The organism is Propioniciclava sp. (assembly GCF_036744435.1).
GTDB lineage: Bacteria > Actinomycetota > Actinomycetes > Propionibacteriales > Propionibacteriaceae > Propioniciclava.
This window is the reverse complement of record NZ_DAIOIA010000093.1, coordinates 1-12051: the sequence shown is the minus strand read 5'-3', so window position 1 is coordinate 12051 and position 12051 is coordinate 1. Positions and strand designations below refer to the sequence as shown.

Annotated in this window: 12 protein-coding genes; 5 read left to right on the top strand and 7 right to left on the bottom strand. The window is 70.9% G+C overall.

Annotation, left to right across the window (positions count from 1 at the left end; genetic code table 11):
* The 4 genes from V7E09_RS11460 to V7E09_RS11445 form a co-directional block, all read right to left on the bottom strand.
* A partial coding sequence (locus V7E09_RS11460; protein ID WP_324523413.1) for a dihydroxyacetone kinase family protein occupies positions 1-1236 on the bottom strand: 1236 nt, incomplete at its 3' end.
* 21 nt (positions 1237-1257) lie between these two features.
* On the bottom strand, positions 1258-2118 hold the full coding sequence (locus V7E09_RS11455; RefSeq protein WP_324510642.1) for a phosphogluconate dehydrogenase C-terminal domain-containing protein: 861 nt from the start codon (positions 2116-2118) through the stop codon (positions 1258-1260).
* Positions 2115-2912, bottom strand: coding sequence for a sugar phosphate isomerase/epimerase family protein (locus V7E09_RS11450; RefSeq protein ID WP_324510641.1), 798 nt, complete (start codon positions 2910-2912; stop codon positions 2115-2117). Before V7E09_RS11450 ends, V7E09_RS11455 begins: the two co-directional genes overlap by 4 nt.
* Before the next feature lies 1 nt (position 2913).
* Positions 2914-4260: an MFS transporter gene (locus tag V7E09_RS11445; protein ID WP_324523412.1), complete on the bottom strand. Its 1347-nt coding sequence runs from the start codon at positions 4258-4260 to the stop codon at positions 2914-2916.
* A 161-nt stretch (positions 4261-4421) separates the two neighbouring features.
* Here V7E09_RS11445 and V7E09_RS11440 point away from each other — a divergent pair, with 161 nt between their 5' ends.
* Positions 4422-5168 (top strand): FadR/GntR family transcriptional regulator, encoded by a 747-nt coding sequence (locus V7E09_RS11440; protein ID WP_324510639.1) that lies wholly within the window; start codon positions 4422-4424, stop codon positions 5166-5168.
* A 71-nt stretch (positions 5169-5239) separates the two neighbouring features.
* Here the strand turns inward: V7E09_RS11440 and V7E09_RS11435 are convergent, their stop codons facing one another.
* The gene (locus V7E09_RS11435; protein ID WP_324510638.1) at positions 5240-6136 is read right to left on the bottom strand and encodes a carbon-nitrogen hydrolase family protein; all 897 of its coding nucleotides are present in this window, start codon (positions 6134-6136) and stop codon (positions 5240-5242) included.
* A gap of 183 nt (positions 6137-6319) precedes the next feature.
* Here V7E09_RS11435 and V7E09_RS11430 point away from each other — a divergent pair, with 183 nt between their 5' ends.
* On the top strand, positions 6320-8017 hold the full coding sequence (locus V7E09_RS11430; protein WP_324510637.1) for a glycoside hydrolase family 13 protein: 1698 nt from the start codon (positions 6320-6322) through the stop codon (positions 8015-8017).
* On the opposite strand, the gene V7E09_RS11425 is transcribed toward V7E09_RS11430, so the two are convergent.
* The gene (locus V7E09_RS11425) at positions 7999-8493 is read right to left on the bottom strand and encodes a phage holin family protein (RefSeq protein WP_324510636.1); all 495 of its coding nucleotides are present in this window, start codon (positions 8491-8493) and stop codon (positions 7999-8001) included. The two genes, V7E09_RS11430 and V7E09_RS11425, sit on opposite strands and share 19 nt — an antisense overlap.
* Positions 8494-8557: 64 nt before the next feature.
* On the bottom strand, positions 8558-9307 hold the full coding sequence (locus tag V7E09_RS11420; protein WP_324523411.1) for a class I SAM-dependent methyltransferase: 750 nt from the start codon (positions 9305-9307) through the stop codon (positions 8558-8560).
* A gap of 122 nt (positions 9308-9429) precedes the next feature.
* On the opposite strand from V7E09_RS11420, the gene ssd reads away from it, so the two are divergent.
* The 3 genes from ssd to V7E09_RS11405 form a co-directional block, all read left to right on the top strand.
* Complete coding sequence (gene ssd, locus V7E09_RS11415; protein ID WP_324510634.1) at positions 9430-10473, top strand: septum site-determining protein Ssd; 1044 nt, start codon at positions 9430-9432, stop codon at positions 10471-10473.
* Positions 10463-11596: a TadA family conjugal transfer-associated ATPase gene (locus V7E09_RS11410; RefSeq protein ID WP_324510633.1), complete on the top strand. Its 1134-nt coding sequence runs from the start codon at positions 10463-10465 to the stop codon at positions 11594-11596. The genes ssd and V7E09_RS11410 overlap by 11 nt, the downstream gene beginning before the upstream one ends.
* A gap of 16 nt (positions 11597-11612) precedes the next feature.
* Positions 11613-12051 (top strand): hypothetical protein (locus V7E09_RS11405; protein ID WP_442956880.1); only part of this gene is annotated, 439 nt, incomplete at its 3' end.

Genomic DNA, 12051 nt, shown 5'->3' with positions numbered 1-12051 from the left:
CAGGGCCCCGCTGGACCCCAGCGTCATGCCCTGGCCGTGGTCGCCGTCCCCGGCGATGGCGTCGAGCCGGCCCAGCTCCTGCTCCCGCTCCAAGGCGGTGCGGTTGAGAACGCGGAGCGCCGACACGACCCGCGCGGCGCTGGCCCGGGAGGGCTCCGTCCCCACGGTGAGGTGGGGAGTCCGCGGCGTCCGGGCCTCCTCGCCGAGCACGAGCGCAGGGCGATCGTGGGGGGATGCCGTGCGGAAGCTCACGGAGTCGGCGGGATCGCTCCACAGCGACTCGAGCTCCTCGTCGAGGAAGCACACCGTGAGGGAGAGGCCCTCCATGTCGAGGGAGGACATCAGCTCGCCGACTTCGGCGGAGGCGACCGTGATCCCCGCCTCACGCAGCCGGGACGCGACGCGTCCGTGGACGACCAGCAACTCCTCCAGGGTGACCCCGCCCAGGCCGTTGAGCAGGGCCACCACGCGGCCCTGATAGCCGCCAGCGACGCGGACGGGCTCCTCGGCCAGGACGCCGTCGACCAGCAGGTCGGCGACGGCGGTGGCATCCCCGGCGGGCACCTCGCGGATGCCGGGCTCGCCGTGGACGCCCAGGCCGATGCTCATCTCGCCCTCGGGCACGGTGAACAGCGGGGCGTCCGCACCGGGCAGCGTGCAGCCGCCGAACGCGACGCCGAGGGAGCGGGTGGCCGCGTTCGCCGCGAGGGCGACGCGTTCGACCTCGTCGAGGCTGAGGCCCCGTTCCGCGGCGGCCCCGGCGATCTTGAACACCACCAGGTCACCGCAGGTCCCGCGACGCAGGCCGGGCGTCTCGGGGGGGCCGGAGGCCACATCGTCGGTGACGGGCAGCACGCGGACGTCGTACCCTTCGGCTCGGAGCCGGGCGGCGGCCTGCCCGAAGTGCAGGACGTCGCCGGCGTAGTTCCCGAACGACAACAGGATGCCGCCGCCGTTCTCGGCCACCCGGCACACCGCGTGCACCTGGGAGGCCGAGGGCGAGGCGAACACGTTGCCTTGGACGGCGGCGTGGGCGAGCCCCGGGCCGACCCAGCCGGAGAAGGCTGGGAAGTGTCCGGAACCGCCGCCGATCACGACGGCCACCTGTCCCGACGGCGATGCCGTCGCGCGGACCACGCCGCCGAACACCCGCTGGAGCCGCGCAGGGTAGGCGTCCACGAGGCCGGTGAGGACGTCGTCGGCGAACCCGGTCGGTTGATTGAACAGTCGTGTCATCGTGATCTCACCGCCGCTTCGTCAGCGCTCGATCTTCTCGAGGCGCAGCATCTTGGCCAGCACCCGGTCGAGATCCTCGTCGTCCCAGATACGTGCCCAGTCGTCCTTGATGACGGCCTCGCGGCCGTAGTCCATCGCCAGCAGGCAGGCGTCGGAGAACGGGTTGGAGCCGCGCAGGGCGTTCGTCAGCGCGATGTAGACGTGCCCGTAGAAGATGGCCTTCACGGCCGGCTCGGGGATGCCCACCTCGTTGATGGCGTGATCCATGACGTCCTTGAGGAACTGGCCGACCATGCAGCCGACCGTCTCCACCAGCGTCGGCTCGAGCTGAGCGAGCTGCTTCACCGTCACCCAGTGGACGTCGATGACCGGGCCGTACATGCAGCGGATCACCTCGTCGCCGAGGGCCTGCTGCGCGTCGGTGCCGGACTGCCGTGCCGCCACGACCTCCTGCGGGGCGGCCTGGCCGCCGAACGTGTCCGCCCACTGCTCAGGCGAGGTGCGCTCCAGGAAGACCGACGGGTGGCACGGGTGCGCGCACAGGTAGGCGACGCCGTCGATCGTCTTCAACAGGCCGGCGTAGGCGGCGGCCGGGTCGAGGGTGATGACGATGGAGCCCTGCTGCAGCATCGGGGCGATGGTCTCGGTGACCGGCCCCAGGGCGATGTCCGGGACGGCCAGCACGATCACGTCGGCACCGGAGACGGCCGTCTCCAGGTCGGTGAGCTCGCGCCCGGCGTCCTTGACGCGCTCCGCGGCGGCCGGGGAGGTCTCGACGTAGGAGGCCTGGTAGTCGGACTTCGCGAAGTTGTTGGACACGCGGGTGCCCATCTTGCCGCCGGCTCCGACGACGGCGACCTTCACATCTGCGGGGTTGGTCATTTCGTTACTCCTAAATAGGTGAGGTTGTGTTCGGTCCATTCACGTTCGAGCGCCACGGTCGTGGCGGCGTCGCCTTGCCACGGCACCCAGTGCTCGATGATCTGGTTGATGCCTCGCTCGTCGGGGCGGACGAGGTCGACCATGGCGGCGTAGTCGAGCAGGCCTTCGCCGAGCGGCGCCCCGGCGAAGGTGAAGCCCACCCAGCCGTCGCGCCGCGAGAAGCGGAAGTCCTTGACGTGGAGGTTGACGACGACGTCCGCGCAGGTGCGGACCACGTCCCTCGGGCTCTCCAAGGCGGCGACCGTGTTCCCGGGATCCAGGCAGACGCCGACCCGGGGGGAGCCGACCGCCTCGATCACGGCGCGCAGGTCGCTGGTCGGAACCTGCTCGTAGGTCTCCAGTCCGAGCGTCACGTCGCGGCGCTCCAACTCGGGCACCAGCGCGGTCAGGGTCTCGATGGACTCCTGCAGCGAGGGGGTATCGGGGCCGCGCTGGAGCATCGATCGCAGGAGGCGCGCCTGCAGGGCTTCGGCGATGTCGAGGTAGCGCAGCAGGTGTTCTGGCCGCACTCCTCGCGTCCCGACTTCGAGCGTCAACCCCAGGTCGTCGGCGAGCCGACGGATCCCCGACAGCTGATCGGCCGTCATGGATTCGACCGGGGGGTAGTCGCAGATCTGGAACACCGTCGCGCCGAGGGCTGCGGTGCGCCGCAGCATGGCCTCCAGGGTGATCGGGGTCGGGTTGCGGTCCGACCACTCCCAGAAGAAGGCGTACGTGCTGAGTCCGACGGCCATGTCAGTGCCCCACGGCCGGCTCGACGGAACGGTCCGCCTCGGCGACCGCGCCGCGCCGGGCGAGCAGGATCATCAGGATCGCCGACAGCGCCATGGCGCCGCCCACCACGAACATCGGCACGGTGTAGGCGCCGGTGATGTCGTGCAGCCAGCCGGTGACATACCCGGCGGAGAACCCTGCGATGTTGCCGATGGTGTTGATCAGGGCGACCCCCGCGGCCGCTGCCGCACCGGTGAGGAACTGGGTGGGCAGCGTCCAGAAGTTCGGCAGGGCCGCGAAGATCGCGCACGCCGTCACCGTGACGATGGCGATGGTGAGCACCGGGGACCCGGCGAACAAGGCGACGGGAACGGTCACGGCGCCCGCGATGGCCGGGATCACGATGTGCCACGGCTTCAGGCCACGACGGTGGACGTCGGCGGACCACAGGTAGAGGACCACGGCGGCGATCACGTAGGGAATGGCGGTGACCAGGCCCTGCAGCACCGGGGTGAAGCTCTCACCCAGGGTCGCCTTGAACCCGCTGACGATGGTCGGCAGGAAGAAGCCGAGGGCGTACAGGCCGTAGACGAAGCCGAAGTAGATGAGGGCCAGCGTCCAGACCCGGCCGTTGTTGAACACGCTGCGCACCGAGTGCTTCTCGCGGGCCCCGGTTGCGGTGGCCTCGCGGGCGAGTTCGGCGGTGAGCCACTCCTGCTCCTCGGTGGTGAGCCAGGTCGCGTCGGTCGGCTTGTCCTTGAGGTAGAACAGGGCGGCGATGCCGATGAGGATGGCGGGGAGGCCGACGCCCAGGAACATGAACCGCCAGCCCTCCAGCCCGAAGAACACACCGTGTGCCTGGATCAGGGCCCCGGCGATGGGTGCCCCGATGGCCGTGGTGAGGGGCTGGGCGAGGTAGAACAGCGACAGGATCTTCGCGCGGTGGCGGGCGGGCACCCACATGCTGAGGAACAGGATCGCGCCCGGGAAGAAGCCCGCCTCGGCGACACCGAGGAGGAACCGCAGCCAGTAGAGCCCGGTGGCGCTGCTCACCCAGGTGAACAGGGTGGCGACGATGCCCCACGAGATCATGATCCGTGCGAGCCAGATGCGTGCGCTGAACTTGTGCAGGGCGAGGTTGGAGGGGATCTCCAAGATGATGTAGCCGATGAAGAAGACCCCGGACGCGAACCCGAACTGGGCGGCCGTCATGGCGAGGTCCTGGGTCATGCCGTTCGGGCCGGCGAACCCGATGGCGGTGCGGTCCAGGTAGTTGATGAAGAACATCAAGGCTACGAACGGCACCAATCGTGCCGAGACCTTCTTGATGGTTGAGCGCTCAATGCTGGATGCCTCGGAAGCGACCATCCTCGTGCTCCTCTCTACGCCGTCGTTGGCGCGGACGTCTTTGTCTGCCTTCAGTATGGGACGGATTGGTCAACCGGTCAACCGGTATGCCAATTTTCGTGACGCTCGCTCCCCGGACCGTCGAGGCGGTTTTCGGGGGTCCGCTTGGTACGGTTCTCCCCATGTCCAGTCGTGAAATGGCGGCCCAGGAGCTGTTGGGACAGATTCCGCAGCGGACTGCCATATCTGGCGTTGCCAGCAGGTTGCTGACCTACCTGACCAGTGGTGAAACGCCGGTCGGGACCCGGCTCCCGCCCGAACGTGAGCTGGCCGCCAGCCTCGGCGTCGGCCGGTCCGCCATCCGCGGTGCTCTGGCCGCCCTGGAGATCCTCGGCATCGTCGAGGTCCGTCCGGGATCGGGGTCCTACGTCGCCGGGACGACCTCGGAGTTGCTACCCCAGGCGCTCAGTTGGGGAATGCTGGTCAACCCTGACTCCACCGAGGACCTGATCCAGATCCGCACGCAACTGGAGACCCTCGTCGCCCGGCTCGCCGCCGAGAAGCGCACCGACGAGGACCTGGACTACCTGGCCGCGTGCGTCGCCGACCTGGCGGCCGCCGGCTCGGACGTCCCCGCCTTCGTCACCGCAGACTTCCGATTCCACGACCGGATCGCGACCATCGCCGGGAACCCGATCCTGCAGCAGATGCTCTCGACCGTCCGCTCGCTGCTGCGTCTTTGGGTCGACCGTTCCGTGCAGATCGGCCAGCAGATGACCCAGACCATCGCCGACCACACCCGGCTCCTGGACGCCATCCGCGCCGGTCAGCCGGTGGCGGCAGCCGAAGCCATGGAAGCGCACATGGACACCGCGGCCGCCCGGTTGCGTGCGTTCGGGGTCGGCGGGGAGGACGCACCCGGCGCCTGACCTGCAGCGCACCCGCCCCCTCTCGCAGACGGCGCTCCACCCGCCCGCCCGTCGACCCGGGTCGTGCGTGGCTAGTCGGCTCCGGTCGCCACGTCCGGGGCCCCCGACGTGGCGATGCCCTCCCCGCGGAGCCTGCGGTACGCCTCCGGACGCCGGTAGCGCGCCCCCCACACCTCACGGTCGCGCCAGTCGCGCAAGGCGTCCAGGTCGAAGCGGAACGGCACATACTGGGCACGCGCGTCCGCCTGGGCCAGCAGCGCCGACAGCGGGCGTCCCCGCGGATCGAACACGATCGGCGTGTAGGCCGACGACTGGCCCCAGCCGTCGCCGGGGTAGTTGATCGACGCGATCGCGACCATGTTCTCGAAGGCCCGCGCCTCGAGTTGATGCGAGCGGGTGGGGTTCCAGGCCGTCGCATTCGGCACGATGATGACCTCCGCCCCCGCCAACATGAGCTCGCGGGCCGCTTCGGGGAACTCGCGTTCCCAGCACGTCATCACGCCGACCGCGACACCATCGAACCAGCCGATGTCGAAGCGGTCCCCGGGGACGAGACCGGCTTCCGCGTCCGCGAGCAGGTGCGCCTTGTCGTGTCGCAGCAACACCTCGCCGCGGCGCCCGATGAGCAAGGCGGAGTTCGTCGGCCCCGACGCTCCCGCCAGCAGCGCCGTCACCAAGACGCCGACTCCCAGCTCGGCCGCGATCTCCTGGAAGCCCTCCACGAACGGACCGTCGACCGGCTGTGCCGTCGCCGGGTCGATGGGCAGCGCATAGCCGGTGGACCACATCTCCGGGAACGCCACCAGGTCGGCGCCGTCGGCAGCCGCCTCACGCACGATGCTGCGGCCCAGGCTGAGGGCAGCCGCCGGATCGTTGCGGGGCGCGTGATGCTGCGCCGCCGTGATGCGGAACACGTGCCGCTGGCGCGGCGGGGCCAAGACCATGGGTCTGGGCGTCGGGCTGGTCAAGCCGCCTCCTGCTGGTCGCGAAACCTCAGTGTGACACCTGGCGGGAGCCGCCGGTGGTCCCGGCCGAAGGGCGATCCGGTCGGAGGAGAGAGGGCGGGAGGCCCCCGTCGCGGAGCGGCGGCCGGGCCCGATCAGGGCCCCCGAGCGGTAGTTTTTTCCGTCGCAAAGGGCGAGACTGGAGGTATGTCTGAACTCGCAGCTCCGTGGTGGTCCAAGGCCGTCGTCTATCAGATCTACCCGCGCTCGTTCGCGGACGCGGACGGCGACGGAATCGGTGACCTGCGGGGCATCATCAACCACCTCGACCACGTCGCAGATCTGGGTGCGGACGTCATCTGGCTGTCCCCGATCTACCGCTCGCCCCAGGACGACAACGGGTACGACATCTCCGACTACCAGGACATTGACCCCCTGTTCGGGACGCTGACCGACTTCGACGAGATGCTCGCCGGCGCCCACGAGCGGGGCCTGAAGCTCATCATGGACCTCGTCGTCAACCACACCTCCGACGAGCATCCCTGGTTCGTTGAATCCCGAGATCCGGCCTCCGCCAAGCGCGACTGGTACATCTGGCGTCCGGCGCGCGCGGGGTTCCAGCCCGGGACGCCGGGCGCCGAGCCCACGAACTGGGGGTCCTTCTTCGGCGGGTCGGCGTGGCAGTTCGACGAGGCGTCCGGCGAGTACTACCTGCACCTGTTCAGCCGCAAGCAGCCCGACCTCAACTGGGAGAACCCGGAGGTCCGGGCGGCGGTGTTCGCGATGATGAACTGGTGGGTCGACCGCGGCGTCGACGGCTTCCGGATGGACGTCATCAACCTCATCAGCAAGACCTATCCGCTCGCCGATGGTGTCATCGCACCCGGTCAGCCGTTCAGCTTCGAGATCGACCGGGTCGCCAACGGCCCCCGCCTGGTGGAGTTCCTGGAGGAGATGAACCACGCCGTCGGGCTGACCGACAAGCAACTGTTCACGGTCGGCGAGATGGTGTCCTGCGATGTCGAGCACGCTCGCGCGTACACGTCCCAGCACCACGACAGGCTGGGCATGGTGTTCACCTTCGAGCACGTCAGTCTCGATCAGGGGCCGGGCGGGAAGCTGGACGTGGCGCCGTTGCACTTGCCCGACCTGAAGAAGAACCTGGCCAGGTGGCAGAAGGGCCTGTACGGCGAAGGCTGGAACTCGCTCTACTTCGAGAACCATGACCAGCCACGGTCGGTGAGCCGTTTCGGCGACGATTCGGTCACCCACCGGGTCGCCTCCGCGAAGGCCCTGGCCACCGTCCTGCACCTGCACCAGGGCACCCCGTTCGTCTACCAGGGGCAGGAGATCGGCATGACGAACGCCGGGTTCACGTCCCTTGAGCAGTACGCCGACATCGAGGCGCTGGGCCAGTTCAGGCAGGCGGTCGCCGCGGGCGCGGACCCGGATGCGCTGCTGGCGGGCCTGGCGAAGATGTCTCGCGACAACGCCCGGACCCCGATGCCGTGGACGCCTGAGGGCGGGTTCTCCGAGGCGACGCCGTGGCTGCCCCTCAACCCGACCACGCCCACCATCAACGTCGCCACCGACGCCGCCGACCCGCACGGCGTCAGCGGCTACTACCGCTCACTCATCCGGCTGCGGCACGAGCTTCCCGTCGTGCAGTTGGGCAGCTTCGACTTGCTGCTGCCCGACGACGAACGCCTGTGGGTGTTCACGCGCACCCTGGGGGAGGAGAAGCTGCTGGTCGTGGCCAACATGACCTCGTCGCTGGCGAGCGTCCCGATGGCGGAACTGCCCGACATCGAAGACGCCCGGCTGCTGTTGACCAACCTGAGCACGGGCCAGGATCTGCAGACCCTGCAACCGTGGGAAGCCCGCGTCTACGCGTTGTCGTCGTAGACGAAGTCCGGCCGCTCCTTCAGGGCGCGGCCGGACCGGGACGGGTTCGCGGTGATCTCTTTCACGTTGGCGCCTGCGCGATCGATCGCGTCGGCGACCGCGTCGATGGTGAGGTTCGCCTGGTTGATGGTGCTCGCCGGCTCCTCGACGTGCATCTTGTTCTTGCCGAGGAGCACCATCACGAGCACGACGACGAGCACCGCGATGGTCAGCGTCAGGAAGCCCAGCACGAACGCCCAGGCCAGCGGAACCACCATCGAGAACAGCGCCGAGAACGTCAGCCCGACGCAGATGAACAGCAGCGTGACCGCCTGGAGAGCCAGGTAGCCGGCCGCGCCGAAGAGCCCCGCCCCGAAGCCCAGCCGCTTCGCCTGGGGCAGGAGCTCGGCCTTGGCCAGCTCGATCTCGCCCCGCACGATGGCTTGGACGTCTCGGGTGATGTCCTTGATGACTTCACCGAGCTGAGGCTCAGACATGGGAACTCCTTCGACGACTGCTGTTCATGCTAGCGGCCGACGCCCGAACAGGACGCCGCCGGGGCTACACCTTGATCGAGACGGCGCCATCGGGGTGGGCCGGCGGCGGGGGGACGCGCCGCGGGTCGGCCCACGCGCGCCAGCAGGACACCTGGTAGGGCAGCAGCAGGGGCTCGGGGACGCGCGCCGAGGACTCGTACAGGTCCCCGACCTCACCCATCAGGCGGCCGAGACGGTCGGCGTCCAGGTCGGGAAACCGGCGGGCGACCATGTCGAGCAGATCGACGCGTGAAATGGGCACCCACAAGCGGTGATGTCGTTCCTCGATCTCGCTGAACAGGCCGGATTCGGTGAGGCGGTCGACGCTTTCGGTGCCGTACGCGCCCGCCATGGCGGCGGGGTCGACGTCGCGGAGCAGCGCGGTGAGGCGCCGCACCCAGGGGACGGAGTCGTCGCGGACGGTGTAGGAGATGGCCAGGTGCGCCCCGGGTGCGAGGACGCCGGTCACCTCGGCGAGGGCCGCCGGGTCGAGCCGGTGCAGGGACTGGTGCAGGAACACCACGTCGAAGGTGCCGGTGGGGAACGGAAGGTGCTCCGAAGCAGCGACCACGGGAAGCGCGTGGGGGGCGCGTGCCCACAGTGCCCGGACGCCGCCCCGGCTGGCGTCGCACGCCACCAGGAGGCCTTCGGAGGCGATGCCGGTCAGCACCGGGGCGCTGGCCCGTCCGAGGACCAGGACGCGGGCCTGGTCACGCGCAGGCATCAGCCACTCGATGGCCGCGCGTGGGAAGGCCGGATGGCTGGTCACGGGCATGCTTTCGATCGTACCGATCACCGTGGTCAACACCTGCGCGCAGCCTGTGGATGGGCGCGTCGGCTGTCCACAGATCGTGTCGCCGGTGACGCGGCAGGCGGGCAGCCGCCCAAGCTGACGGCATGGAGGAGCAACGCCTCGTCGTGCTGGTCACGCACGATGCCCGCATTCGTGAGGCGGTCGAAGCCGCGGGGATCGCCCTGGGGGTCGCGGTACAGGTGTGCGCCGAGGCGGCCCTCGGGCTGGCTTCCTGGTCGCACGCGTCGGTGTGCCTGGTGGGGGCAGATGTCGCCGGGGCGATCGCGGCCGTGGCACCACGCCGGCGCGCGGAGGTGTACCTCGTCGGCTTCGGGGAGGCCGATGCGGCCACCTGGTCGGTCGCCCTAGGGGCGGCGGTCATCGTGCTGCCTCAGGGGTCGGCGCTGCTGGCGGACGTGATGGCGGGCCAGCCGAAGGCGGCTGGCCGGGTGGTGGCGGTGGTCGGGGGCTCGGGCGGAGTAGGGGCGTCCACGCTGGCCGCCGGGCTGGCCCTGGGGGCAGCGCGGGCGAACCGCAGCAGCGCTCTCGTCGAGGTTGACGAACTGGGTGGGGGGATCGACCTCCTGCTCGGGGTGGAGCGGGCGCCCGGCTGGCGGTGGCCCAGGCTGGTTGGCGCGCGAGGTGAGGTGGGCGACGTGCGTGGCCTGCTGCCGCACGTCGAGGGCGTCCCGTTCGTGGCGATGGGGCGCGGCTCGGAGCCTCCCCCCGGTGACGCCGTGATCGCCGTCCTCGGGACGCTGTCGCGGCACCACGACCTCGTTGTCGTGGATGCGGGCCGTGCCCCCGCTCCGGTGGCGCGGCATACGGTCCGAGGAGCGGACGCGGCGCTTCTGGTGTGCGCGGGTGATGCCCGCGGCGTCGCGTCCGCGGCCCAGGTGCGTGAGCGATTCGACTGGGGGTCCGGGGCGGTGGTCGTCCGCCGGATGCCAGGAGGAGCCTCCCCCGAGGCCGTTGCCGAGGCATTGGCGCTGCCGCTGGCGGGGGTCGTCCCCGATGATCGGCGGTTGCCTCGCGCGAGCGCGGAAGGGGACTCGCCGAGTGCGGCGGGGGCACGGTGGTGGCGCGCCGTGGCGGCGCTGGTGGGGCGGGTGGCCGGTCACTCGGCGGGGGTGCTCGATGGCCGTTGATCTCGACGGGGTGCGCGCCCGTCTGAGCGCGCGGGGTGAGTCGGCCCGCCCGGTCGAGGTGGCGGAGGCCCTGGCCTGGCTCGGGCACGTGGTCTCCGACGCGTCCGTGCTCGCCACGGTGGCCGCGTTGCGGCGCGACAGCGAGGGCGCGGGTCCGCTGGATGAGCTGTTGCGCATGCCGGGCGTCACCGACGTGCTGGTGAACGGCCCCGACGACGTGTGGCTGGATCGCGGGCGAGGGCTGGAACGCTCGACCGTCCGGTTCACCGACGACGAGGCTGTGCGTCGGCTCGCGGTGCGGCTCGCGGCGCAGGTCGGGCGCCGCCTCGACGACGCCAGCCCGTTCGTGGATGCGCGGATGCAGGACGGTACGCGGGTACACGCCGTGTTGGCGTGCGTGGCGGGCCGCACGTGCGTCTCGCTGCGTGTCCCGTCGCGGGTGCGCATGTCGCTGAGCGACTGGGTCGACCGGGGGTCCTTGTGCGCGGAGGGGGAGGCGCTGCTGCGGGGCCTGGTGGCCGGGCGGGCGGCGGTCCTGGTCAGCGGAGGCACGGGCTCGGGCAAGACGACGCTGCTCGCATCGCTGCTGGGTGAGGTCCCCGCCGATGAGCGGCTGGTGATCGTCGAGGACAGCCGAGAGCTGAACCCGGTGCACCCGCACGTGGTGCACCTGGAGGGGCGGGTGGCGAATGCGGAGAGCGCGGGCGGGGTGAGCCTGACCGACCTGGTGCGCAACGCGTTGCGCATGCGTCCGGACCGGCTGATCGTCGGCGAGGTCCGCGGCGCGGAGTTGGTGGATCTGATGGCCGCGCTGAACACCGGGCACGAGGGCGGCTGCGGGACGGTACACGCCAACAGCGCCCAGTCGGTTCCTGCTCGCCTGGAGGCCCTCGGCGTCCTCGGCGGTCTGGGTCGGGAGGCGCTCCACGCCCAGGCGGGTGCGGCGCTGGACGCCGTGATCCACGTTCGTCGCGACCGCGGCGGACGACGCTGGGTGGAGCAGGTGGCCGTGCTCGAGCGGGGCGCCGACGGGCTGCTGACTGCGGTTCCGGGACGCACCTGGGGCGCCGACGGGCGCGGCGAGGCCGGGCCGGGCGCGGCGCGGCTGCGGAACTGGCTGTGATGCGGGCGGTGGCGGCATGACCCTGGTGGCGGCGGTGCTCGCCTCCTGGGCGGTGTGGTGGTGGCTGCCCGACGGGGATGCCCTGCGGCGGCTGGGTGGGGAGCCGAGCGTGCGTCCCGCGCGTCGGCTGCCGCGACCGGTGGCGGTTCTGGGTGCAGCGGGGCTGGTCATCGTGGCGGCCGGGGTGATGGCGGGGCCTTCCGGGGTGGCGGTGTCGCTCGCAGGCACCGTCGTGACGGGTACGGTCCTGGCCGTGCTGGTGCGGCAGACAGAGCGCCGCAGGGCCGCTGCCCAGGGAGCGGAGATCGTCAAGGCGGGGGAAGCGATGGCCGGGCTGCTGCGGGTGGGGCGGGTCCCATCCGCGGCGCTGGCCGAAGCCGCGCAGGACGCGCCGGTGCTGCGCGTCGCGGCGGCGGAGCACGCTGCGGGCGGGGAGGCCGCCCCGGCGTTGCGGC